The organism is Simiduia agarivorans SA1 = DSM 21679 (genome assembly GCF_000305785.2).
GTDB lineage: Bacteria > Pseudomonadota > Gammaproteobacteria > Pseudomonadales > Cellvibrionaceae > Simiduia > Simiduia agarivorans.
In genome coordinates this window covers 3,322,159-3,345,482 of sequence record NC_018868.3, presented here as the reverse complement: position 1 = coordinate 3,345,482, position 23,324 = coordinate 3,322,159, and the positions used below count along the sequence as shown (strand labels likewise).

Below are 23,324 nucleotides of genomic sequence, written 5' to 3'. Positions count from 1 at the left end.
ACATACGCTTGCGCCCCAGCGCTGGCAAGTAGCGGTGTATAATGGCGCCTCCTCTGACACCCGCGTACGACATGCAGCACTGGCACCTCTTTTGTAAAGTCATCGATAACTATGGCGATATCGGCGTTTGTTGGCGCCTGGCCCGCCAGTTGGTGCACCAACACCGGCAACAGGTCACCCTGTTTGTGGACGACCTCGCCAGTTTCAATGCGCTGTGTCCGGCGCTCGACCTGTCGTTGACGGAGCAGCACTGCGACGGCGTCTGTGTGCGCCATTGGACCCAACCGCTGCCGCCGGTGACGCCAGCTGACGTGGTCATCGAAGCCTTCGGCTGCCACCTGCCCGCCAACTACATTACCGCCATGCAGATTGCCCGGCCGCTCTGGCTGAACCTGGAATACCTGAGCGCTGAAGAGTGGGTGGAGGACTATCACCTGAACCAATCGCCGGTGCACGGGCTGCGGAAAACGTTTTTCTTTCCCGGCTTCAGCGCTAATACCGGCGGCCTGTTGTGGGAAACGGCGCTATTGGACCTGGCTGACCAGGCCAATCAACCGGGTTGGCGCGCGGAGTTTTTGCAGCCCCTCGGCTTGCCGGTTGAACGGGCCGAGTGCTTGATCAGTTTGTTCGCCTACGAAAACGCCGCCCTGCCGGACCTGCTCAATAACCTCAGACAGAGCCGGCAGTGGGTCACCTTGTTGGTGCCTAAAGGGCGTATCAGCCGCGGGGTGGAACACTGGTTGGGCGAAGACCTGGTGCCCATGCAGGCGATCCGGCGCGAACGGTTGACCGTGCAAGAGCTGCCGTTCATGGCCCAACCCGAATACGACCGGCTCCTGGCCAGCTGCGATGTGAACTTCGTACGCGGCGAAGAATCCTTTGTCCGCAGCCAGATGCTGGCGCGACCGTTTGTCTGGCATATCTACCCGCAGGACGCCGATACCCACCTGATCAAACTGGACGCATTTCTGAACGCCTACCTGGCCCAGGCACCGTCGCCGCTGGCGCAAGCTTGCCGACAGGCGCACCGGGCCTGGAATCAACCGGGCGCAGCCCCCAGCCAGGCCTTCAGCCAATGGCTGCGGCAATTGCCGGCGGCCAAAGCCCACGCCAGTCTCTGGCAACAACAACAGCGCAGCAACGGCGACCTCGCGTCAAATATCGTGCAATTTTGCACCAATACGGTATAGTACTGCGCGATTTTACACGCCCGTATTTTGGTATCTACGTTATGAAAACAGCACAAGAATTCCGCGCCGGTCAGGTGATGAATCTGGATGGTCAAGCCTGGGTGGTTCTGAAGTCCGAATACAACAAATCCGGCCGCAACGCGGCGGTTTGTAAAATGAAGCTCAAGAACCTGATCACCGGTGCCTCTCAGGAGCCCGTGTTCAAGGCCGACGACAAACTCGAACCCATCATCCTGGACCGCAAAGAAGTAACCTATTCCTACTTTGCCGACCCGCTCTACGTCTTTATGGACGAGGAGTACAACCAGGTGGAAGTGGAAAAAGAAAACCTCGGCGATGCAGTGAACTACATCTCCGATGGCATGCCCGATGTGTGTGAAGCCGTGTTCTACCAGGGCAAGGCCATCTCCATCGAACTGCCCACCACCATCGTGCGCACCGTGGCTTACACCGAGCCTGCCGCGCGCGGTGACACCTCCGGTAAAGTCATGAAAGTGGCCAAGCTGGACAATGGTTACGAGCTGCAGGTTGCGGCGTTTATCGAGATCGGCGAAGCCATCGAAATCGATACCCGCACCGGTGAGTTCAAGGGCCGCGCCAAAGCGTGAGCCTGACCGGCAGGGCTCCGGCCCTGCCGACTCCCTCTATCGCTGGGTTTCCAGCAAGCGCTCACTCAGGCGCGACGCCAGAGCCCGATGCTTTTCCTGCAGGTAGTGATACAGCAACACGGTGGTCACCGGCGGGGTAACCATTTCCACGTTATCAACACCCATCTGCTGAAGTAGCGCTGGCACCAGTACTGTGTCCCCCACCAACACATCGACCCGACCGGCAGACAACTGCTTGACCGCTGCCTCAATAGTCGACAGCCGGGTCACGTCCAAACCGGCCAGCAACTGATCGAAAACAATCGCGCCCCGGATGGTGGCAATGGAGTGAGCGCGCCAGTTTGCCACGGTGATATCTGTGCCAATGCGGCGGAACACAACCAAAGGCACCGCCTTGATCGGCGGCTCAACCCGGATCAGGTGCGGAAACTGGACACCAAAGTCGTGCCCCCGCATGGCACTGCCATCCAACTCACCGGCCGCCACCTGCACAGAGCCGCGCGCACGCGGTAAAAACACACACTCTGCACTGACACCCAGAGCCTGATAGTGCGCCAATACGTCCAGGTTCCAGGTGCCCAGGTCGTGGTTACAATCCAGCGTCAGGGGCTGCGCTGGCAGGTTAAGGGCGTGACACGCGAGGCAGAATCCTGCCAACCAACGGGTGAAAGACATTAAGCTCATGGCGATGGCTGCATCAGGATCGCCGAGATGGGGGCCGCCAGGCTGGCGTGTTCGGGGCGCAGATAGAGATACAACAACTGAGTGGCCAATGGCGGATAGATCATCTCCACATTGTCGATGCCCCAATCGCGCATCAGCGCCGGTACCGACAGCTGATCGCCCACCAACACATCGGCGCGCCCGGCGGACAACTGCTTAAGCCCCGATTCCAGACTACCCACACGACTCACGTTCAGGCCCGCCAGCATTCTGTCGAGCACCACCGCGCCCCGGAGCGACACGATGGACTGCTCCCGCCAGTTGCCCAGGTCTATGTCGCCACCGCGCCGGCGGTAGAGCATCAGCAATACCCTGTGGGCCGCCGGCTCCAGTCTGATCAGGGTGGGAAATGCAGCGCCGTAATCTTCAGTGCGCAGCAAAGCACCATCCAGCTCGGCGGCCATCACCTGCTGGCTGCCGCGCGCGGAAGGCAGATAATGACATTGGGCACTCACGCCGCCGCCAGCCAACGCCGCCAGTAGCCGATCGTTGGCAGGCCGAAAAACCTCGGCACAATCCAGTTGCAATTGGGCGTGGGCAGCCCCCACGCAAAACAGCCAAACCAGTCCCAATCCTCGACACCACATACTCCGCGCTCCCGGCAGATCATGCCGGAAGTTTAGCGCCTGCAAAGGATCTGCGGGGGCGCACGCCGTGAATTGGCGTCTGGATCATCCGATTTTCCGACTAAAGCAGAATTCTCGGGGTCAGTTGCAGCTGCAGCGGTTCGCCCGCCTGTGCTTCCAACAGCTGCTTGAGCTGTTGTAATTCGCCCGCACTGAGTAATCGATCCGACAGCACATCGGCCAACACCACGGTGGTATCGCTGTGCACCCGCACCTGCAGCTCGGTCAACTGCACCTGTTGGTCACCCACCGAAACCACCAGCCCCGACAGGCGCTTTTCCAACTGCCAATGGGAGGCCATATCCCACATGGCCACCGACAAGGGAATCGCGATCACCCCCATCAGAGCCGCCGAAAACATCAAGCCCTTGCGGGCGCGTTCCAGCGGAGAAAATCCCAGCACCAGAAAGGTCAGGGCAGCGGCCAGGGAAATGCCCACCAGGTTGGTCAGAAACAGCAACATGGCGCCGCTGATCACCTGCCAGTCCATCCAGCCGATACCAATGCCAGACACACACAGGGGCGGCACCAGTGCCACCGCGATGGCCACGCCCGAGACACTTTTTGCCACGTCCTCGCGCACATAGGCATAGGCACCGGCGATGCCGGACGCAATGGCCACGCCCAGGTCGAGCAGGTTGGGCTGCAGGCGGCCGGCAATTTCACTGGTGATACGATCCACCGGAATCAGCAGGGTCACCAATGCGGCAGTCCCCAGCGCCAGACACATGCCGATACCGATGGTTTCCAGCGACTGCACCAGCAGATTGCGTTCACGGCGCAACAGCGCCATGGCCAGCGAAATGATCGGCGACATCAACGGCGCCAACACCATGGCGCCAATAATGACCGCCGGGCTCGACAGAAACAGGCCCAGGCTGGCCACCACCGCGCTCAGCACCATGAGCGTGAGAAAAGTGGAGTGCGGACGGGCCACTTCGCGCAACTGAATGAACAGATCCTTGAAATCGCCCTCACCCGCATGGGTAAACAAAGGCAAGGCGTTGGCAATAAATTTCAGTTGCTCGTCGCCGCGCGGCAGTTTATCGGTGCGGGTGATCTCCTTGGTTTCTTTTTGCTCCTGCGCCAACGGCAACACATTGATACACACGGCCGCCGGCTCCACCGCCATGACCAGGGTATCGGCGTTGCGACGCCGGCCATCGATGAAATAGTCACGGCCGGCTTTCAGTTCCACCACGATCGATGGCACGCGAATAAAACTCACGGCATCGGATAGCTTCGCCAGCGGCTGATTCTTATACACCAGTCCGTCTTTCAGAAACGACAGGTAAGCCCACACCGATTTCGGCGCAATAAACAACGCATTGATAAAGCCGTTTTCCATCCCCAAATGCGGCGCCAGAAGGCGCGCGGCAGGGCCGCGAATGTCGTTTTCCAGTGCCACCATGCCGGTAATCGCCGTTTTCACCGGGGCGCCGTCGCCCAAGGTAATGGTGGCGGCAAAGGGCTGAATCCGGAATAAACTCAACACGCTCTGCCAGGCCACCGCCCACAGGAACAGCACGCGTTCCAGCCAGGATTGATTGCGGTTACGAAACGCTTTGCTGCGGCCATCGATGAACGGGTTGGAACCCAGCGTCACCATGCCCAGGGCAATTTCACCATTGCACCGGAGCAGTTCAATGGGCGGGTGCTCGGAACCGAACGCCAACGCCAGGGCATCCTCGGTTTGCACGGGCAATCGCAACCACTCGCACAGCCGGCTCTGGCCCGAGACCGGAATGGCACCTAACGAAAACTTCTGGCGCGCCGCCAGATCCAGGTAATCGTGCGCATTATCAATGCTGAGCACCGCCACCACATGGCAGCCGGCCACCGGCGGGCGGGCAAAAAAGCTGTCCTCGGGCATCAACGTCAGGGCAATGCCGTGAGAATAGGCAAAACTTTCAATCTGCTGTTTCAGTTTTGCGGTGAGGGTTTCGCTGGTGACCAGCACGGCCTCGGGCACATAGGTCATAGGAGTTGTCCTGATAACGAAAGGCGGGGTGTGAAAACGCGCGTACTATAGGACCATAGCGAAAACCGACGCAATCACCAGCCATAAAAAAACCGGCACAAGGCCGGCTTTTTTTCGATCGTAGGTGCGCGATCAGGCGAAAGGATGACGCAGTACGATGGTTTCCACGCGATCCGGACCGGTAGAAATAATATCGATGGGCGCGCCCACCAGTTCTTCCAGTCGTTTGATGTAGTTGCGCGCGGCCTGTGGCAGGCCTTCGACAGTGGTCACACCAAAGGTGTTATCACTCCAGCCCGGCATTTCCTCGTACACCGGCACCACTTCAGACCAGCCTTCCGCATCGCAAGGCACATTCATGGGGTTGCCCTGCTTGTCTTGGTAGCCTACACAGATTTTCACGGTTTTCAGACCATCGAGCACGTCCAGCTTGGTCAGGCACATACCGGACATGGAGTTGATGCGCACCGCGTGACGCACGGCCACCGCGTCGAACCAACCGGTGCGGCGCTTGCGGCCGGTGGTGGCACCGAACTCATGGCCTTTCACACCCAGGTGCTCGCCCACATCGCAGGACAGCTCGGTGGGGAATGGGCCGGAACCCACGCGGGTGGTGTACGCCTTGGTGATACCCAGTACGTAATCCAGATACAGGGGGCCAAAACCGGAGCCGGTGGCGGTGCCGCCAGCGGTGGTGTTGGATGAGGTCACAAACGGGTAGGTGCCGTGATCGATATCCAGCAGCGAACCCTGGGCGCCCTCGAACAAAATGCCTTCGCCGGATTCGCGCGCGGTGTGCAGGATGTCGGTGACATCGGCCACCAGCGGCTTCAGTTCTTCGGCCCACTCGCGCGCCTGTGCCAGTACGGCGTCTACGTCCACCGGGTCGACTTTGTAGTACTGGGTCAGGGTGAAGTTGTGCAGGGCCAGCACTTCGCGCAGTTTGGTTTCAAACCGCGCCGGTGCGAACAAATCGCCCAGGCGCAGGCTGCGACGCGCCACTTTGTCTTCGTAAGCGGGGCCGATACCGCGGCCGGTGGTGCCGATTTTGGCATCGCCCTTGGCGGCTTCGCGAGCCTGATCCAGGGCCACGTGATAAGGCAGGATCAAGGGGCAGGCGGGCGACAAACGCAGGCGCTCGCGCACCGGTACACCGCTGGCCTCCAGGCCTTTCATTTCTTTTAACAGGGCTTCGGGCGAGAGCACCACGCCATTGCCGATCAGGCACTGAACGCCTTCGCGCAGGATGCCGGAGGGAATCAGGTGCAATACGGTTTTCTGGCCGTTGATCACCAATGTGTGACCGGCGTTATGACCGCCCTGAAACCGCGCCACCAGCGACACCTGATCAGTGAGCAGGTCAACAATTTTGCCCTTGCCCTCGTCACCCCACTGGGTACCCAATACAACAACGTTCTTGCCCATGTTTCGATCAACCCTTTACTTGCAAATCGGTTTTACCAGGTACTGGCCGTTTTCACACACCAGTTCCCGGTCACAATGTAATTCGTCACGCACCAAGGAGGCTTCAGACAGGGTGCATACCACCCGCTCGCCCTGTGTCCGCAAGGCCTGCACGGCGGCCCAGCCGGCAGCGTCGGTGGGCTCGGGTGCCAGAATGCCACCCCCGGATGCCGACGGCCGCGCCGCCAGCCGGTTCAGCGCGCCCAGATCGACCGCGAAGCCGGTGGCGGGACGGGCCCGGCCAAACACTTCGCCGATGTGGTCGTAGCGACCGCCATTGGCGATGGCATCGCCAAAGCCTGGCGCAAAAGCCGCGAACACCACACCGGTATGGTAGTGATAGCCACGCAATTCGCTCAGGTCAAAATACAGGTTGGCCTTGGGGTAGCGCTCGCCGATGACGCGCGCCAGATTGGATAACTCGTCCACCGCGTGCAGCGCTTCCGGAACAAATTTGGACAGTTCGGCGCGCGCTTGCTCCAGTACGTCGATCCCGCCACACATTTTCGGCAGCGCCCGGATCAGGGCCGCAAAATCGGGCTGAGCAATCTGCCCGGACACCCACTGGTCGATATCGCTGGTGGCCTTTTGCTGCAGCAATTCAAACAGCGCCAGCTCCTGAACCTGATCCAGGCCAGTGGCCTGCGCCAGGGCGCGGAAGATACCCACATGGCCCAGATCGATATTCAGCTGTTCAACGCCGGCCAGGGACAGGGATTCGAGCAACAGCGATACCACTTCAATATCGGCGGACAAATCGGCTTCGCCGTAGAGTTCCACCCCGGCCTGAATCGGCGTGCGGGTGGCCAATGGGCTCTTGGGCTTGGTGTGCACCACATGACCGGCGTAACACAAGCGGTTGGCGCCCTGACGCTTGAACGAGTGGGCATCCATGCGGGCAGTCTGCGGGGTGATATCGGCGCGCAGGCCCATGGTGCGGCCACTGATCTGGTCGGTCACCTTGAAGGTCATCAGATCCAGATCGCTGCCAAGGCCGGTCAACAGGCTCTCGGTAAATTCCAGCACCGGCGGGATCACCAGATCGTAACCCCAGCGATGATAAAGGTTGAGCAGGTCCCGGCGCAGCAGTTCAATGTTCTCTGCCTGGGCGGGCAGGATTTCGGCAATACCATCGGGCAGCAACCAGCGATCAGCGAGGCTCATGTTGGGGTCCGGCTAATGTCGTTAATTCAATCAGGTTTATATCAGGTACAGGAGACCGGCACCCAGCAACATGCTGGCCAGCCCCATGATTCGCAGTTGGCGATCACTTACTACCGCCAGCGTAGCCACCAGGCTGCGCCAACGACCGGGATTCAGAAAGGGAATAATGCCCTCGATGACCAGCATCAGACAAAACGCTCTTCCTAATTCTTCCCACATAGCAACACACAGGTCTTGCGCCACAAATAACCAAAAACATCACGCTTATTGGCTGAACTCACTCATACCGCAGTTTTTCAGCACAAAAAAACCGGGCTCTTGAGCGCGTAGTCTGTACCCGCATCCCAGGCTGCCCGGTGATTTTCTGATTCTGGTGGCAGATCACCGAAAGGCGCGCATTCTATCACTGTTTGCGGGGAAATGTTGAACAAAAAGCAGGCGGGATGGGAAGAGATTGGGGTCTGACCCCTTGGTACTTCCGCCTCAGAGGTTAAGCCTCTGGGGCGGAAGTACCAAGGGGTCAGACCCCGTCGCGGGGCTGGGCCCCGCGCCAAGGCTTATTGCTTGCCTTGGGCGTCTTTCAGGTAGCGGAAGAACTCGCTGTTAGGATCGACCAGCATCACGTCCTGCTTGTCCTGGAAAGCCTTTTTGTAGGCATTCAGGCTGCGCACGAAGGTGTAGAACTCCGGGTCCTTGTTGTAGGCGTTGGCATAGTTGGCGGCGGCAATCGCATCGCCTTCACCGCGTATGCGCTCGGCGTCGCGGTAAGCTTCGGCTTCGATCACGGTTTTCTGGCGATCGGCGTCAGCCATGATGAATTCCGCCTGCTCCTTACCTTTGGAGCGGTGTTCACGGGCTTCGCGCTCACGCTCGGCGGTCATCCGGTTGTACACCGAACCCGAGACTTCCTGCGGCAGTTCAATCTGCTTCACGCGCACGTCGATCAGGTGAATGCCCAACGATGAGCGGCTGAAGCCGTCGAGATCATCGGTGAGTTTATCCATCAGTTCATCGCGCTCGCCGCTCACCACTTCCAATAGCGAACGCTTGGCAAACTGGTTGCGCAGGCCTTCGTTGATGCGCTGTGCCATCAGGCGATTAGCATTATTGGTGTCACCGCCGGTGGCGGTATAGAACTTTTCCACGTCGATGATCTGCCATTTGGCAAAGTAATCCACGATCATGCCCTTCTTCTCAACCGTCATATAGTTCTGCGGTTGAGTGTCCAGGGTCAGTACGCGACCATCGAATTTGCGCACTTCGTTCATGATCGGCACCTTGAAGTGCAGACCGGGTTTCACATCGGCTTCTTCAACCGCACCGAATTTCAACAACACGGCGCGCTCGGTCTCTTTCACCACGTACAGTGAGCTGGAAGCTACCAGCAGTCCCACAGCCACAAGGGCCAGGCCAAACATTGATTTCGGGCTCATCAGCGTACCTCCCGGCGGTTACTGGCTGCTTCTCGACGCAACTGGTCTATCACCCGGTCGCTCACTTCACGGATTACATCCGAAGAAATCTCGCCCTGGGAAAGACCCGCGTTGCCGCGTTGACGCATAATCTGGTCCAGCGGCACATACAGCATGTTGTTGCCGCCCTTCACATCCACCATCACCTTGGAGCTGGAGGTCATCACCGACTCCACCGCATCCAGATACAGTCGATCGCGCGTAACCCGCGGCGCCTTTTTGTATTCCACCAGCAGCTGCTCAAAGCGTGAGGCATCACCCTCGGACTCGGCGATGACGCGAGCACGATAGGCGTTGGCTTCTTCGACGATGCGCTGGGCGCGACCGCGGGCTTCCGGCACCACGCCGTTGAGGTAGGCCTGGGCTTCGTTTTTGTAGCGCTCTTCGTCCTCACGGGCCTTGTTCACATCGTTGAACGCCGCCTGCACCGCTTTGGGCGGCAGCGCATCTTCCATGTTAACCGTTTCCACATGGATACCGGTGCCATATTCGTTCAGGTACTCTTGCAAACGTGCCATCACATCGGCGGCAATCTGGGTACGGCCTTCAGTCAGCACTTCGTGCATCACTGTTGCACCGATCACATGACGCAAGGCGGAATCCGTGGCCTCTTTCAGGCTGTTTTCCGGGTTGTTCACGTTGATCACAAAATCCTTGGCACTGCGAATGGAGTACTGCACCGACAGGTTCACATCCACAATATTCAGGTCTTCAGTGAGCATGGTAGTCTTGGTGGGATGCAGGCGCACGCGGGTCACGTTGACCTTGGTGACGCTATCCACCAACGGCGGATTCCAGCGCAAACCAGCACCTTTTTCTTCATGGAACAAGCCGAAACGCAGCACCACGGCGCGTTCCTGCTCGTCCACCTGATAGAAACCGGCAATGCCGTAGAGCACGGAGGCAACCACCAGCAGCAGGCCAAAAAAGCCAGCGCCCAGGCCGGCGCCATTGCCACCGCCCTTGCCACCGAACATCCCGCCCAGCTTCTCCTGAAACTTCCTCAGGGCTTCGTCCATATCCGGCGGGCCATCGTTTTTGCCACCGCCGCGGCGGCCGCCCCAGGGGTCCTGGTTATTACCACCCGGTTCATTCCAGGCCATAGTCAGTCTCCATCAAGTCTGCAGTCAAAAAATGTTATTCGCAGTGTAACAGCAAATAGTTCTACGATTGGGGTCCGCGCGCCGATTTCAAGGCGCGCCATCCGCTACCAGGCCGGCGGTTCATCCAAGCCCTTCCAGGGCGAATCGGCCAACGGAATCTTTTCTGCGCTCAACAACCGGAGCAAATCCACCTTGCTGATGCGCACATCCAGGTCGTAGGCGCCGTCATCGGCAATGGATTCGCTCAGAATCGCATTGCGCTCATACAAACGTGCCCTGAGCCGGGCCCAGCGCACGGGCAATTGCACCTGCTGATGCACAATTTCATCGCCCAGCAATTCCGCCACCGCCTGTAACAGCAGGGGCACACCGGCACCGGTTTTGGCCGACAGCCACACGGCCACGGGCTGGCCCTGGTCGTCGCGGTCAATGCGCGGGCCAAAGTCGTCGAGCAGGTCGATTTTGTTGTAGACCTTGAGCTGGGGCAGCTCATGGGCATCAATTTCTTCCAGCACCAGCTGTACTTCTTCCATATTGCGTTTGCGCTCTTCGCTGGGCGCATCGATCACGTGCAACAGCAACGTAGCACTCGCGGCCTCTTCCAGCGTAGCGCGGAAGGCTTCCACCAGCTTGTGCGGCAGGTGGCTGATAAAACCCACGGTATCGGCCAGCACCGCCGCGCCCACGTCGGGCAGCTCGACCCGGCGCATGGTGGGGTCGAGGGTGGCGAACAGCTGATCCTGTGCATACACCTTGGCATCGGTGATGGTGTTGAACAGGGTCGATTTGCCGGCGTTGGTGTAACCCACCAGCGACACGGTGGGAATGTCTGCGCGCGAACGCGAGCGCCGTGCCTGCTGGCGCGAGCGGCGCACATCTTCCAGGCGCGATTCAATAAAACTGATACGCGCGCGCAGTAAGCGGCGGTCGGTTTCCAGCTGGGTTTCACCCGGGCCACGCAGGCCGATACCGCCCTTCTGGCGCTCAAGGTGGGTCCAGCCGCGCACCAGGCGGGTGGACATGTGGCGCAGCTGGGCCAGCTCCACCTGCAATTTACCTTCATGGGTACGCGCGCGCTGGGCAAATATATCCAGGATCAGGCCGGTGCGATCCAACACCCGGCACTTGAGCTCGGCTTCCAGGTTGCGCTCCTGACTGGGCGAAAGCGCGTGGTTGAAGATCACCAGCTTCGCTTCGTGCAAGGTGACCAGGTCGCGCAGCTCCTCCAGCTTGCCGCTGCCCATAAAGGTGCGGGCATCGGGCGAGGGCCGTTTGCCGGTCAGAAAGGCAACGGGATCAGCGCCGGCAGACAATGCCAGCTCTTCAAATTCACGGGGGTCGTTGGTTTCAATATTTAACTGAAATTCCAGGTGCACCAGAATGGCGAGCTCACCGGATTCGGGACGTTCAAAGAACAAGATAACCTCGGGGGAAAAGAGTAAAGCGGTAGTGGCACTCCACTACCGCTGTCAGGCGTTTCAGCCTTCACCGCCCTCTTCAGACTCGCCTTCCGCTGGGTTCAGCATGGGCACGCGCACGGCGCGGGAGGGAACAACGGTGGAGATGGCGTGCTTATACACCATCTGGCTCACGGTGTTTTTCAATAACACCACAAATTGATCAAACGATTCGACCTGGCCTTGCAACTTGATGCCGTTAACCAAGTAAATGGAAACGGGGATACGTTCTTTGCGTAAAACATTCAAGTAAGGGTCTTGTAAGCTATGCCCTTTTGACATGTTTATTCTCCTTATAATAAATGGGTTGCGAATACCCCGGACATCACTGCTCACCCGGGCGCAACAACAATAAGCGTAAGTAACTGACTGGCGCGCCGGCAAAATCACCGGACACACGCCCGCACATTATAGGGGGGTTACCCCCAGGCAGTTCAAGGCCTGGTGCACAATTTCTTGTGAGGACAGTCCAATTCCCGCCGAATTGTCAGTATAGACCCAATTCACGCCGTCCCAGCCACGCAGCCAGGTGAGCTGCCGTTTGGCCAGTTGCCGGCTGGCGGCAATGCCTTTTTCAATCATGCTGTTCCGGTCATAGTCACCCTCCAGATGCTCCCACATCTGGCGGTAACCCACGGCGCGGATCGCGGGCAGGTCCCGGTGCAGGTCACCGCGAGCCATCAGAGCTCTGACCTCGTCCTCAAAGCCGAGTTCCAACATCTTCATGAACCGCCGCTCTATACGCGCGTGCAGCACGGCGCGATCATGCGGGCCAATGGCCAATTGCACCAGATTGAAGCGCTCGGCAAAGGGCCGGCCAGCCGCTGCCTGTTGCTCGGCGCGCAGTTCGGTCATGGTTTTGCCGCCAGTGCGGTACACCTCGAGAGCGCGCGAAATGCGCTGCGAATGGTTGGGGTGCAGTTGCGCCGCTGTGTCCGGGTCGATGCGGGCCAGCTCCGCGTGCAGCGCCGGCCAGCCCCGCTCGGCGGCCTCCTGCTCAACCTGCGCACGGATGGCCGGGTCGGTGGCGGGCATATCCGCCAGGCCGTCCAACAGCGCTTTGAAATACAACATGGTGCCGCCCACCAACAGCGGAATGCGGCCGGCGGCATGGATGTGGGCAATTTCGCGCTCGGCATCTTTCACAAACTGGCCGGCATTGTAGGACTCGGCCGGGTCGCAGATGTCGATCAGCCGGTGTGGCGCCGCCGCCTGTTCTTCGGCCGTGGGCTTGGCCGAGCCCACATCCATGCCCCGGTAAACCAAGGCGGAATCCACGCTGATCAATTCCACCGGCAGGTGCTGGCGCAGGGCGATAGCCAGGTCGGTTTTGCCCGACGCGGTGGGGCCCATCAGGAAGATCACTTGCGGCTTGCTGCCCATCACTGGCCCCGCAAGAACAGTTTGTCGAGCGCATCCATAGACTGCAGAAACCAGGTGGGCCGGCCGTGGTTGCACTGGCCTGAGCGCTCGGTGGCTTCCATGTCGCGCAGCAGCGCGTTCATTTCGGGAATCGTCAGTTTGCGGTTGGCGCGCACCGAGCCGTGGCAGGCCATGGTGGCCAGAATTTCGTTGATGTGGTGGCGGATGCGCTCGCTGGACCCGTGCTCGCTCAGGTCGGACAACACATCGCGCACCAGCTGCTCCACCCGCGCCTGTCCCAGGATCACCGGAATCTGGCGGATCAGCAGGGTTTCCGGCCCGGCCCGTTCGATGCCAAAGCCGAGATTGTTAAAGATCTGCGCGTGCTCTTCGGCCAGATCAGCTTCTTTTTCACTCACCGGAATGGATTCCGGCACCAACAAAGGTTGGGCGCGCAGGCCCTCGGCATCGAAAGCGGCCTTCATGCGCTCGTAGGTAATGCGCTCGTGCGCCGCATGGGCATCCACCACCACCAGCCCCTGGGCGTTTTCCGCCAGAATGTAGACGCCCTTGAGCTGCGCGATGGCAAAGCCCAGCGGCGGCATATCCTCCGGGGTATCCGGCAGTGGCTGCGCAGGTGCGGGCGACGGGTGCAGGGCACCGTAGCTTTGCATCTGCTGCTGCAACGCCTGCGGTGCCGGGCGTGCATTTTGCCAGTGGGATGCTGGCTGGCTGTCGAGCACCTGCGGCGTAGCCTGCCCGGGCGTGGCCAGCCCCAATGCCGATTGCGGGCCGAACACGCCGCTGCTGGCGCCGGCCACTTTCGGTGCGGGGCTCGCCTCCTGTGGCTGCATCTGGTCTTGCGGGCGCACGTCGGCCAGGGCGTGATGCAGGGTGCGGAACAGGAAATCGTGCACCAGGCGCGAATCGCGGAAACGCACTTCGTGTTTGGTGGGGTGCACATTCACATCCACCGTGGCCGGGTCCAGCTCCAGGTACAACACATAGGCCGGATGGCGACCGTGGAACAACACATCCTGATACGCCTGGCGCACCGCGTGGGTCACCAGTTTGTCGCGGATGGCGCGACCATTCACGTAAAAATGCTGCAGGTCGGCCTGCGAACGGGAAAACGCCGGTAGCGCCACCCAACCCCAGAGTTTAAGCCCCGCGCGCTCCACCTCCACGTACAGTGAATTTTCCAGAAACGCATTGCCGCAAATCTGGCCGAGTCGGCGCTCCTGCTCGATGCGCGAGTTGCAGGCCCGCCATTGGTGAATGGCGCGGCCATTGTGCGAAAGACTGAACGCGATATCGAAGTGCGCCAGCGCTAAACGCTTGACCACTTCTTCCAAACGCGAAAATTCGGTTTTTTCCGTGCGCAGGAATTTGCGCCGGGCGGGCGTGTTGAAAAACAAATCGCGCACTTCCACGGTAGCGCCGCGTGGGTGCGGTGCCGGCATCAGTTCGGTAGCCATATCGCGGCCTTCCGAGCGCGCACTCCAGCCCTCAGTCGGATTGTCGGATTGGTTGCCGGTAATCAGCAGGCGCGACACCGAACTGATGGACGCCAGCGCCTCACCGCGAAAGCCAAGCGTGCCCACCGCTTCCAGATCGTCCAGCTCGTAAATTTTACTGGTGGCGTGGCGCGACAAGGCCAAAGGCAGGTCGTCTTTACTGAGCCCCACGCCATTATCGCGCACGCGCATGAGTTTGACGCCGCCTTCTTCCACCTCTACATCCAGGCGGGTGGCGCCGGCGTCGATACTGTTTTCCAACAGCTCTTTTACTACCGAGGCGGGTCTTTCCACCACCTCACCGGCAGCAATCTGGTTGGCGAGGCGGGGCGATAATAAACGGATAACGGAGGACATCAGCTGGTGGGGATCTGTAATTTCTGGCCAATATTAATGCGCGAATCGGAAAGATTATTGGCGCGCTGTATTGCCTCCACACTCACGTTGTGGCGGCGGGCAATGGACGACAGGGTATCACCCCGACCGATCACGTATTCACGCGCGCCAGCGAAAGGCGCGTCTTTGCCGCCTTGCTTTTTCCACGCCACGTAGGAATCCGGTGGAGTCACCGTATAAAAATAATCTTTAACGCCGTTAAAAATCGCGCGCGCCATTTTCTGCCGGTAGCTGTGGGTACCCAGCTGCTTGGCTTCATAGGGATTGGAAATAAAACCGGTCTCCACCAGAATGCTGGGCACATCCGGAGACTTCAGCACCAGAAACCCCGCCTGTTCCACATGGGACTTGTGCAACCGCGCCACCCCGCCCATTTGTTTCAATACCCGCGCGCCCACATCCAGGCTGCTGCTGAGGGTACTGGTCATCGACAAATCCACCAGCACCGAGGCGAGCATGTCATCGCGGCCCTCGAGCACGCTCGATTCACCCCCGATCAGGTCGGCTTCGTTTTCGCGCTGGGCCAGAAAGCGGGCGGTTTCAGATGACGCGCCGCGGTGCGAAAGCGCGAACACCGAAGCACCATTAGCCTTGGGATGCGTAAACGCATCGGCGTGCACCGAGACAAATAAATCGGCCCGCTCCGCGCGCGCGAGATTGCGGCGTTTTTCGAGCGGGATGTAGTAATCGCCCTTGCGCACCAGCACGGCTTTGAAACCGGGTTCACGATCCACTAATGCGGCCAGTTCTTTACTGATGGCCAGCACCACATCTTTTTCCCGCAAACGGCCCGGGCCCAGAGCGCCAGGGTCTTCACCGCCGTGGCCGGCGTCGATGGCAATGATGATATCGCGCTTGGATTTAGGCGCTATCTGCTCGATGGTTTTTTCAATTTTGATGTCCTGGTCCAGCAGGTCAATCACCAGACGGTCGGATTTGTCGCCGTGTTTTTTCAACACCAGGCTGCGCGTGCGCACCGACTGGGACAAATCCAGCACGATGCGGATATCGGTTTTGTTGCGCGGCGCCGAGCGCACCGAGCGGATGGGCGTATCGGCCAGCGGCAGTTCCGCCAGGCTCGATTTGAGTTTGACGTCTTTGATATCCACCACCAACCGGTCGGGATTGGTGAGCGGGAAAATGGAATGCTCCACCGGGCCGCTTAAGTCGAACACAATGCGGGTATGATCCGGTGCGCGCCACAGACGAGCGCTTTCGATGGTGGTGGCCAGCGCAGGTGTGGTGAACAACACGAGCAGCAGCATCGCTAGCCCGGCTGTCCATGGTCTGATTGCTAACTGCGCCATCTGCACCTGCTCACTACTCCGTTTGCGAATCCGATTCATCCGCGATTTCAGCCAGCGCCGCAACACCGGCGGGGGTCTGTGCAATCAACGCGATGGTGCGCCCGATACCCAGCGCCGCATCGTTGACTACCCCGACTTTAACCTGCAAATCCGGACGAGGCAAAACCCCTTGCCCGCGTGCAGGCCATTCCACCAGGCACAGGGCCGGGCCGGCAAAATAATCGCGAATGCCCATGTATTCGAGCTCTTCCGGGTCACCCAACCGGTACAGGTCAAAGTGGTACACCGGGCCGCTGTCAAATTCATAGGGCTCAACCAGGGTATAGGTGGGGCTCTTAACCGCACCTGAATGGCCCCGGCTGTTCAATACGCCGCGGGTCAGGGTGGTTTTGCCGGCGCCCAGGTTGCCTTCCAGATAAATCACACCCACAGGCAGGGCACGGCCGATACGCTGGCCCAGCGCCACCATGGCGTCTTCACCGTAAGCCGTGAGATCGAGCGACTTCATAGTGCGTTCAGCATCCCGCGCACTGAGGCGAGCAAATCGGTGGCCAACAGGCCGCGCTCGCCTTCGATAGTGGCTTGCTCGTCGCCGGCCAAGGCGTGCACCAAAGCCCCCAGGCAGGCCGCATCCAGCGCTGAAAGGCCCTGTGCCAGCAGGGCGCCGATGATGCCGGCGAGCAGATCTCCCATGCCGCCACTGGCCATGCCCGGATTGCCGGCATCCACCAGATAGCGTTTGCCCTCGGGCGTGGCAATGATACTGCCGGCGCCCTTGAGCACCGCCACACAGCCATATTTTTGTGCCAATGCCACGGCTGCGGCGGGCCGGTCGGCCTGCACAGCGGCAGTATCGGTACCCAACAGGCGCCCGGCCTCACCAGGATGCGGTGTGATGACACTGGCCGCAGGCAATGCGACTGAGTGAGTAGCCAGTATATTGAGTGCATCGGCGTCCAGCACCGTGGGCAGTGCGCGTTTGAGCGCTTGCTGCAACAGTTGTTCGCCCCAGGCTGCCTGGCCCAGCCCCGGCCCCACCACCAGCGCAGTGGCCTGTGCGAGTTTGGGTTCGGCATCAATGCCGGCGTCCACGCCCAACGCCATCAGCTCGGGCCTGCGGGTGAGGGCAATCTGCGCCGTGAGCGGACGCGACACCAGGCTCACCATTCCCGCACCGGCGCGCAAGCCCGCCTCGGCGGCAATGATGGCCGCGCCATTGAGGCCGTTATCGCCACCCACCACCGCCAGATGGCCATAGTGCAGCTTGTGGCTGTCGATGGCGCGCGCCGGTAACGACGCAAGCACCCGGTCTATGTCCAGTCGCTCGGCCGCGGCGGTGACGCCAGCGCCGGCGGTATCGCCGTCCAGATCGGAAAAGCGCACCCGTCCGGCCGCCTGCCGGCCGGCGCCGGTAAACAGGCCCAACTTCAAGCCCACAAAAGTGGTGGTCAGTGCGGCCTGCACGGCCGCGCCCTGGACGGCGCCGGTATCGGCATGGATACCGGATGGCAGGTCCAGCGCCAGCACCGGAGCGTCATGCTGGTTCAGCCAGGCAATGGCGGCGGCATAGCGATCGCCCACCGGTTTGTTGAGGCCGGTGCCGAGCAAACCATCCACCAGCACATCGGCCGCGAGGGTTTCACCGGCATCAAACGCGGCCATGCTGACCCCTTCCTGTATCGCATAATCCGCCGCCCGGCGCGCATCACCACTGAGCGATTGCGGATCGGCCAGCCAGCGCAGGCTCACTTCAAAACCCCGCGCCTGCGCCAACGCCGCCACCACATATCCGTCGCCGCCGTTATTGCCGGCACCGCACACAATGTGCAGCTTGCGGGCCTCCGGCCAGTGTTGTGTGAGGCACTCAAACGCAAACCGGCCCGCGCGTTTCATCAACACGGCACCGGCAATGCCCTGGGTATTAATCAGGTAATGATCGAGCGAGCGCACGGCATCGGCGCTATAAAGGCTGGTAGGCAAGGGCGTTGCCGCTACAGACATGGGACTTCTCATACAGGTAAAATTTGCGCCGATTATACGGGAGTCTCCCGGCAATACCTATCGGGACCCAACGGCTTCAAGGGCGAATGAATAACGATCAGGCACAACAGCCACTGCTGGACACGCTTGCGCTGCGCATCAAGGCAGAAGGGCAGGCCTTGGGATTTCAGCAGATCGGAATCACCGACACGGATCTGCGCGCCGAAGAAGCGCGTCTGGCCGGCTGGATCGACCGAGGCTACCACGCGGGCATGGCGTGGATGACCCACCACGGCAATATGCGCACCCGGCCCGAAGAACTCCTGCCCGGCACCCTGCGTGTGATCAGCGCGCGCATGGATTACCTGCCCGGCGACACCAATCTCATCGCCGCACTCAAAGACGGCGAAAGCGCCTACATTTCCCGCTATGCATTAGGTCGCGACTATCACAGGCTGGTGCGCAAACGCCTCAGCCAACTCGCCGATTTTATCGAAACGGAAGCCGCCGCGCTGGGCCTGCCCCTGCCCGACGGTTTTCGCCATCGCGCGTTTGTGGACTCGGCACCGGTGTCGGAAAAACCGTTAGCGGCCAAAGCCGGTCTGGGCTGGCAGGGCAAACACACGCTGATAATGAACAGCGACGCAGGCAGCTGGTTTTTTCTGGGCGAAGTGTTCACTGCCCTGCCGTTACCGGTGGACCAATCGCATCAGCCCGATCGCTGCGGCGACTGCACTGCCTGCCTGAAAGTGTGCCCTACCGACGCCTTTCCAGCGCCCTACCAACTGGACGCCGGCCGCTGCATTTCGTACCTCACCATTGAACACAAGGGCCCGATACCGGAAGAATTCCGCGACCCCATCGGCAACCGCGTGTTCGGCTGCGACGACTGCCAGGCCATTTGCCCGTGGAATAAATACGCCCGCTACACCCAGGAAATGGATTTTCTGCCCCGGCACCAATTGGACAGCGCCAAACTCATCGACCTGTTCCAATGGAGCGAACAGACTTTTCTCGACCGCACCGCCGGCTCGCCCTTGCGCCGCACCGGGTTTGAAAACTGGCAACGCAACCTGGCGGTAGGCCTCGGCAATGCACCGCAAAGCGCCGAAATCATCCGAATACTCTCACAAGCGCGCACGCAAGTGAGCGACCTGGTGGCCGAGCATGTGGATTGGGCGCTGGTGCAGCAGCGCAACCCGGACAGGAAGCGCAAGCGCAAGATAAAAGCGAACAAATCTCAACGCCAACCGTAAGGCCCTCCACTCAAGAGCGGGCGATCACTTGACGCGGATCACCACGGTGCCGGCAATAAAATCATGCAGCGCTCTGCGTTTTTCGTTGAACAGCATGGTGATCATTTCAAGTAAAAACCAGAACAAACCGAGTGCTGAGAGGGCAAACAACAACACCAGATCTGTACTTGAGACCTCCATTTCGGCATCTGACAGATATAGCCAACCATAGAGCCAACCCAACAAGCCCAGAACAAGTGGCACGCTGTCACGCAAGAATGCCTGCAAGAACGTTATATCTCCCTCGTCCTTGTAATTTACCACCTTCACGTTCATCACCATCTTGCCGAAGGTTTTGCCATACAACCAGTGCAACAAAATAGAATAAAAAAACACATCAAATTGAAACAGGGTTTCCACCCCTTCCACAAACCATGCCGGTAATAGACCGAACAGGGTACCCAGAACTGTAGCAAGCGCCACAAGCGCTAGAAAATCGACAATCGATGCCAGAAAACGCAAGCCAAAGGTCTGGTATCTATCGCTATTCGCCGTTACCGCAGCTTCCGCACCAGACCTTTCTTGCAGTAACTCCGCCACTCGCGCCTTTCTTTCAGGGAACTGCGCTGCATCGATTCCGTTATACGCGTCCAATAATTCTGCGTAGGTGTAGTCCTCAAACTCGGGGGTATTACTCATCCGTGTAATCTCTTCGTCATTCATCCAATGCCATCTGGTGTAATGCCTGCTGGCAGCGTGCGCCGGCAGAGTATTACAGAAGCCCCTGCAGCACAATCAGGCATACCCGCGAAGAAACCTTCCCGTCTGGGAAATTCAGCTAAGCTGGTTTTAACCCAACGTAATATGTGGACTGTCGATGAAACTGCCCGCGCTCTTCCTTAACCTACTCTACCTGGCCGTGCTGACCAGCTCCGCCCACGCCGCCAACTGGAGCGCCACGGAGCTGCAGCTGACCCACGGCAATCTCACCACGCCGGGCTTTATCAATGGCGGCGAGGTGCGCAAAGCCCAGACCACGTTAATCACGTTTCAGCACGCCTCCGGTTGGGACTATGGCAATAATTTCTTTTTTATCGACTACCTGGACGACGATAACGACGACGGCTTTAACAACGGTGATTTCTACGGTGAGCTGTACCTCAACTTCAGCCTCGGTAGCATAACCGGCAAGGATCTCGGTTTCGGCCCCATTAAAGATGTGGGCCTGCTGGCGGGGCTGAATATTGCGGGCGATGCCAAAAGCCGAAAATTCCTGCCCGGCATCCGCTTCAGTTGGGATCTGCCCAAAGGCTCAGTGCTCAACACCGACGTCATGGCCTACCTCGACCACAGCAAAGGCCTGGCCGGTGGTGGCGCGCCTGCGCAAACCGACAGCTATATCATCGACTTCAATGGCCTGTACCCGTTCCAATGGGGCTCGCAATATTTCCTGATTGCTGGCCACATCGAATACATTGGCGCGCGCGAAAACGAACTGGGCGGCGAAGTGGCGGAGTGGATACTGGCACAACCCCAATTCCGCTGGGACCTGGGCCACGCCCTGTGGCAGGTGAAAGATCAATTGTATCTGGGCATCGAATACCAGTACTGGAAAAACAAACTGGGCGAAAAAGGCACCACCGAATCGGTGCCGCAACTGCAACTGGTCTGGCGACTATAATCCCAGCCGGCAGGCGCGCAGGCGGCCACGCCCCTCTTCTGAGTGCCGGTGCGGCCATCCGCAATCCTTTGCGCGAATCCCCTGCGGCAAGCCCCCGCTCGTTCGTCCCATTCACAATCCGAACAAAACCCAACAAAACCGAAATCCCATGACCGCATACGCAGATTCGCCCTACCCCATCGGCACGCCCGGTACACCCTGGAATGAAACAGAAAAACACCAATGGCTGTGTCGGCAGCAAAAACACCGCCTGTACAGCGAACAGGTACTGCCGCGTATTCAGGCGCTGGGCGATCGGTTCGATATTGAGCAATACGGCGAACTGGATTACCAACAATTGCCCGCTGGCACGCCGGCCGCACTCAGTGGCCACTACCCTTTACTGGCGGTAAAAAGCCGTAGCCCGAGCCATTTACCCCTGGTGCTGGTCACCGGCGGCGTACACGGTTATGAAACCAGTGGCGTGATGGGCGCCCTGATGTTTCTGGAACAGGAAGCGCGCAACTACAGTGACAGTTTTCAATTAATCGCGGTGCCCTGTGTGAGCCCATGGGGATTTGAAACCATCAACCGCTGGAATCCTCACGCCATAGACCCGAACCGTTCCTTTGGTGACCAGGGCCAGGCGGCAGAAGCCCAGTTGCTGAAAGCCTACATTCACGCATTGGGCGTGGCACCGGTTGCTCATATTGATCTGCACGAAACCACCGACACCGATAACACCGAATTCCGCGTGGCGCTGGCCGCGCGCGACGGCGTGACCAACAAAGTCTGGAATATTCCCGACGGCTTTTACCTGGTGGATTGTGCCGACCGGCCGCAACCCGCGTTTCAGCGCGCCATTCTCGACGCAGTGGAAAAGGTCACGCACATAGCCGAAGCAGACCCTGACGGCAAACTCATTGGCACGCCCATCGAACAATTCGGCGTGATCAATTACGCCACCAAAAAACTGGGGTTGTGCGCGGGCATGACCGATGCGCACTACACCACCACCACCGAAGTGTACCCGGACAGCCCCAGCGCTACCCCGGAACAGTGTGCCCGCGCCCAGGTGGCCGCCATTGCCGGCGGACTGAATTATTTGCGCACAGCCGCCCGCTAGCGTGTAGCACTACCAGGGCGATGCCTCCTCTGGCGCCGTCACTATGCCCGCTTAGGATCAACGATCTGGCGGCTATCCACCAGATCCCAGGGCAAGCCGGCGTTGCGGAAAAGGCGCTTATGCTGGCGTGGATAATCCACCACGTCGTGCGCCAGCCGCTGCCCCACCACGATACACCTGAGCAGGCCATCGCCCACATTGCGCATGTTGTGCGGTAAGCCGCCGGCCGGATACCCGATAAAATCGCCCGCCGCCACCGGAATAATGTCATCGCCGATTTCCACTTCGCCCTCACCTTCCAGCACATAGACACACTCATCTTCGTGGTGATGCACATGGTAATCGGTGGAATCGAAACCCGGTTTCACCTCAATTAAATGAAATCCGATTCCGGTTAAGCCCACCAACCCGCCAAGATCCTTGTTGACTCTTTTTGCATTGGCATTCAGGAAATGGGTTTTACTTTCTCCCGCCATCTCAGCGATCTGCTGTCGGGTCAACACAGTGTGTTTATTCATCGCAATATCCTTTTACCCAATTAAAAACCCTACTGAAAGCAAGGTTGAATTGCGCGCCAAGGCAAACAGCCGTGACGCATTCAACACAAAAAAACCACCAACTATCTGGAACTCAATCACCAAAACATACCCTTCGCCATTGCAAACACACTACAATAGCCGGCACATAATAACCCCATGGAGGGAACCATGAATTTGAGTATTTCACTCATTGCTCAGGCGATTGCAGCGTGGATGCTGGTCAGCACGATTCTGATTTGGTTCGTGGCCCGTGCAAAAACCAACGCACCGGTGATGCATGCATTTTCAGGCTTTTTTTTAGCGATTATTCCGCCACTCAGCCTGATTTACCTGCTTGTATTGCTGTTGAAAAAAGACGAGAAAGAAGAGAGCTTTTCCTGAAGCTTATCGGCACTGGTACCAATAACCCTGAGC

General features: G+C 59.4%; 23 protein-coding genes. 6 read left to right on the top strand and 17 right to left on the bottom strand.

Annotated features, from left to right (window positions below; genetic code table 11):
- The first annotated feature begins 41 nt into the window (after nt 1-41).
- Nucleotides 42-1,190, top strand: coding sequence for an elongation factor P maturation arginine rhamnosyltransferase EarP (earP, locus tag M5M_RS15120; RefSeq protein ID WP_015048366.1), 1,149 nt, complete (start codon nt 42-44; stop codon nt 1,188-1,190).
- A 41-nt stretch (nt 1,191-1,231) separates the two neighbouring features.
- The gene (gene efp / locus M5M_RS15115; protein WP_015048365.1) at nt 1,232-1,798 is read left to right on the top strand and encodes an elongation factor P; all 567 of its coding nucleotides are present in this window, start codon (nt 1,232-1,234) and stop codon (nt 1,796-1,798) included.
- 36 nt (nt 1,799-1,834) lie between these two features.
- On the opposite strand, the gene M5M_RS15110 is transcribed toward efp, so the two are convergent.
- From M5M_RS15110 to M5M_RS15040, 15 genes are all read right to left on the bottom strand, one after another.
- Complete coding sequence (locus M5M_RS15110; RefSeq protein ID WP_015048364.1) at nt 1,835-2,482, bottom strand: type 2 periplasmic-binding domain-containing protein; 648 nt, start codon at nt 2,480-2,482, stop codon at nt 1,835-1,837.
- The gene (locus M5M_RS15105) at nt 2,479-3,093 is read right to left on the bottom strand and encodes a type 2 periplasmic-binding domain-containing protein (protein WP_042455147.1); all 615 of its coding nucleotides are present in this window, start codon (nt 3,091-3,093) and stop codon (nt 2,479-2,481) included. The genes M5M_RS15110 and M5M_RS15105 overlap by 4 nt, the downstream gene beginning before the upstream one ends.
- A 115-nt stretch (nt 3,094-3,208) precedes the next feature.
- Entirely contained in the window at nt 3,209-5,128 is a 1,920-nt protein-coding gene (locus M5M_RS15100; protein ID WP_015048362.1) for a DUF389 domain-containing protein, read from the bottom strand.
- Nucleotides 5,129-5,260: 132 nt separating this feature from the next.
- Nucleotides 5,261-6,553: an adenylosuccinate synthase gene (locus M5M_RS15095; protein ID WP_015048361.1), complete on the bottom strand. Its 1,293-nt coding sequence runs from the start codon at nt 6,551-6,553 to the stop codon at nt 5,261-5,263.
- Between the two features lie 15 nt (nt 6,554-6,568).
- On the bottom strand, nt 6,569-7,756 hold the full coding sequence (locus M5M_RS15090; RefSeq protein ID WP_015048360.1) for an ATP phosphoribosyltransferase regulatory subunit: 1,188 nt from the start codon (nt 7,754-7,756) through the stop codon (nt 6,569-6,571).
- 36 nt (nt 7,757-7,792) lie between these two features.
- Complete coding sequence (locus M5M_RS15085; RefSeq protein WP_024330485.1) at nt 7,793-7,975, bottom strand: DUF2065 domain-containing protein; 183 nt, start codon at nt 7,973-7,975, stop codon at nt 7,793-7,795.
- Between the two features lie 338 nt (nt 7,976-8,313).
- Complete coding sequence (hflC, locus tag M5M_RS15080) at nt 8,314-9,189, bottom strand: protease modulator HflC (RefSeq protein WP_015048358.1); 876 nt, start codon at nt 9,187-9,189, stop codon at nt 8,314-8,316.
- Nucleotides 9,189-10,331: an FtsH protease activity modulator HflK gene (gene hflK / locus M5M_RS15075; RefSeq protein ID WP_015048357.1), complete on the bottom strand. Its 1,143-nt coding sequence runs from the start codon at nt 10,329-10,331 to the stop codon at nt 9,189-9,191. The genes hflC and hflK overlap by 1 nt, the downstream gene beginning before the upstream one ends.
- Nucleotides 10,332-10,435: 104 nt before the next feature.
- On the bottom strand, nt 10,436-11,749 hold the full coding sequence (gene hflX, locus M5M_RS15070; protein ID WP_015048356.1) for a ribosome rescue GTPase HflX: 1,314 nt from the start codon (nt 11,747-11,749) through the stop codon (nt 10,436-10,438).
- A 60-nt stretch (nt 11,750-11,809) separates the two neighbouring features.
- A complete protein-coding gene (gene hfq / locus M5M_RS15065; RefSeq protein WP_015048355.1) occupies nt 11,810-12,070 on the bottom strand; it encodes an RNA chaperone Hfq in 261 nt (86 codons plus the stop codon).
- A 126-nt stretch (nt 12,071-12,196) separates the two neighbouring features.
- A complete protein-coding gene (gene miaA, locus M5M_RS15060; protein ID WP_015048354.1) occupies nt 12,197-13,171 on the bottom strand; it encodes a tRNA (adenosine(37)-N6)-dimethylallyltransferase MiaA in 975 nt (324 codons plus the stop codon).
- Complete coding sequence (gene mutL / locus M5M_RS15055; RefSeq protein WP_015048353.1) at nt 13,171-15,024, bottom strand: DNA mismatch repair endonuclease MutL; 1,854 nt, start codon at nt 15,022-15,024, stop codon at nt 13,171-13,173. Before mutL ends, miaA begins: the two co-directional genes overlap by 1 nt.
- Nucleotides 15,024-16,370, bottom strand: coding sequence for an N-acetylmuramoyl-L-alanine amidase (locus M5M_RS15050; RefSeq protein WP_016389674.1), 1,347 nt, complete (start codon nt 16,368-16,370; stop codon nt 15,024-15,026). Before M5M_RS15050 ends, mutL begins: the two co-directional genes overlap by 1 nt.
- A gap of 13 nt (nt 16,371-16,383) precedes the next feature.
- The gene (gene tsaE, locus M5M_RS15045) at nt 16,384-16,878 is read right to left on the bottom strand and encodes a tRNA (adenosine(37)-N6)-threonylcarbamoyltransferase complex ATPase subunit type 1 TsaE (protein WP_015048351.1); all 495 of its coding nucleotides are present in this window, start codon (nt 16,876-16,878) and stop codon (nt 16,384-16,386) included.
- Nucleotides 16,875-18,371 carry a bifunctional ADP-dependent NAD(P)H-hydrate dehydratase/NAD(P)H-hydrate epimerase gene (locus M5M_RS15040; protein WP_015048350.1) on the bottom strand — a complete coding sequence of 499 codons (1,497 nt, stop codon included), beginning with the start codon at nt 18,369-18,371 and terminating at the stop codon, nt 16,875-16,877. Before M5M_RS15040 ends, tsaE begins: the two co-directional genes overlap by 4 nt.
- An 86-nt stretch (nt 18,372-18,457) precedes the next feature.
- Between M5M_RS15040 and queG the strand changes: the two genes are divergently transcribed.
- On the top strand, nt 18,458-19,606 hold the full coding sequence (gene queG, locus M5M_RS15035) for a tRNA epoxyqueuosine(34) reductase QueG (protein ID WP_015048349.1): 1,149 nt from the start codon (nt 18,458-18,460) through the stop codon (nt 19,604-19,606).
- A 24-nt stretch (nt 19,607-19,630) separates the two neighbouring features.
- On the opposite strand, the gene M5M_RS19680 is transcribed toward queG, so the two are convergent.
- Entirely contained in the window at nt 19,631-20,308 is a 678-nt protein-coding gene (locus M5M_RS19680) for an RDD family protein (RefSeq protein ID WP_015048348.1), read from the bottom strand.
- A gap of 154 nt (nt 20,309-20,462) precedes the next feature.
- Between M5M_RS19680 and M5M_RS15025 the strand changes: the two genes are divergently transcribed.
- On the top strand, nt 20,463-21,266 hold the full coding sequence (locus M5M_RS15025) for an outer membrane protein OmpK (protein ID WP_015048347.1): 804 nt from the start codon (nt 20,463-20,465) through the stop codon (nt 21,264-21,266).
- Between the two features lie 148 nt (nt 21,267-21,414).
- Nucleotides 21,415-22,371 (top strand): M14 family metallopeptidase, encoded by a 957-nt coding sequence (locus M5M_RS15020; protein WP_015048346.1) that lies wholly within the window; start codon nt 21,415-21,417, stop codon nt 22,369-22,371.
- A 41-nt stretch (nt 22,372-22,412) separates the two neighbouring features.
- Here M5M_RS15020 and M5M_RS15015 read toward each other — a convergent pair whose 3' ends face one another.
- Complete coding sequence (locus M5M_RS15015) at nt 22,413-22,889, bottom strand: cupin domain-containing protein (RefSeq protein WP_015048345.1); 477 nt, start codon at nt 22,887-22,889, stop codon at nt 22,413-22,415.
- A gap of 189 nt (nt 22,890-23,078) precedes the next feature.
- Here M5M_RS15015 and M5M_RS15010 point away from each other — a divergent pair, with 189 nt between their 5' ends.
- Nucleotides 23,079-23,291 (top strand): hypothetical protein, encoded by a 213-nt coding sequence (locus M5M_RS15010; protein ID WP_016389667.1) that lies wholly within the window; start codon nt 23,079-23,081, stop codon nt 23,289-23,291.
- The last annotated feature ends 33 nt before the right edge of the window (nt 23,292-23,324 follow it).

Bases quoted from the DNA above. Each gene is read 5' to 3' on its own strand.
- earP (WP_015048366.1), top strand. From the start codon at position 42: ATGGCGCCTCCTCTGACACCCGCGTACGACATGCAGCACTGGCACCTC.
- efp (WP_015048365.1), top strand. From the start codon at position 1,232: ATGAAAACAGCACAAGAATTCCGCGCCGGTCAGGTGATGAATCTGGAT.
- M5M_RS15110 (WP_015048364.1), bottom strand. From the start codon at position 2,482: ATGAGCTTAATGTCTTTCACCCGTTGGTTGGCAGGATTCTGCCTCGCG.
- M5M_RS15100 (WP_015048362.1), bottom strand. From the start codon at position 5,128: ATGACCTATGTGCCCGAGGCCGTGCTGGTCACCAGCGAAACCCTCACC.
- M5M_RS15095 (WP_015048361.1), bottom strand. From the start codon at position 6,553: ATGGGCAAGAACGTTGTTGTATTGGGTACCCAGTGGGGTGACGAGGGC.
- M5M_RS15090 (WP_015048360.1), bottom strand. From the start codon at position 7,756: ATGAGCCTCGCTGATCGCTGGTTGCTGCCCGATGGTATTGCCGAAATC.
- M5M_RS15085 (WP_024330485.1), bottom strand. From the start codon at position 7,975: ATGTGGGAAGAATTAGGAAGAGCGTTTTGTCTGATGCTGGTCATCGAG.
- hflC (WP_015048358.1), bottom strand. From the start codon at position 9,189: ATGAGCCCGAAATCAATGTTTGGCCTGGCCCTTGTGGCTGTGGGACTG.
- hflK (WP_015048357.1), bottom strand. From the start codon at position 10,331: ATGGCCTGGAATGAACCGGGTGGTAATAACCAGGACCCCTGGGGCGGC.
- hfq (WP_015048355.1), bottom strand. From the start codon at position 12,070: ATGTCAAAAGGGCATAGCTTACAAGACCCTTACTTGAATGTTTTACGC.
- miaA (WP_015048354.1), bottom strand. From the start codon at position 13,171: ATGGGCAGCAAGCCGCAAGTGATCTTCCTGATGGGCCCCACCGCGTCG.
- mutL (WP_015048353.1), bottom strand. From the start codon at position 15,024: ATGTCCTCCGTTATCCGTTTATTATCGCCCCGCCTCGCCAACCAGATT.
- M5M_RS15050 (WP_016389674.1), bottom strand. From the start codon at position 16,370: ATGGCGCAGTTAGCAATCAGACCATGGACAGCCGGGCTAGCGATGCTG.
- tsaE (WP_015048351.1), bottom strand. From the start codon at position 16,878: ATGAAGTCGCTCGATCTCACGGCTTACGGTGAAGACGCCATGGTGGCG.
- M5M_RS15040 (WP_015048350.1), bottom strand. From the start codon at position 18,371: ATGTCTGTAGCGGCAACGCCCTTGCCTACCAGCCTTTATAGCGCCGAT.
- queG (WP_015048349.1), top strand. From the start codon at position 18,458: ATGAATAACGATCAGGCACAACAGCCACTGCTGGACACGCTTGCGCTG.
- M5M_RS19680 (WP_015048348.1), bottom strand. From the start codon at position 20,308: ATGAATGACGAAGAGATTACACGGATGAGTAATACCCCCGAGTTTGAG.
- M5M_RS15025 (WP_015048347.1), top strand. From the start codon at position 20,463: ATGAAACTGCCCGCGCTCTTCCTTAACCTACTCTACCTGGCCGTGCTG.
- M5M_RS15020 (WP_015048346.1), top strand. From the start codon at position 21,415: ATGACCGCATACGCAGATTCGCCCTACCCCATCGGCACGCCCGGTACA.
- M5M_RS15015 (WP_015048345.1), bottom strand. From the start codon at position 22,889: ATGAATAAACACACTGTGTTGACCCGACAGCAGATCGCTGAGATGGCG.
- M5M_RS15010 (WP_016389667.1), top strand. From the start codon at position 23,079: ATGAATTTGAGTATTTCACTCATTGCTCAGGCGATTGCAGCGTGGATG.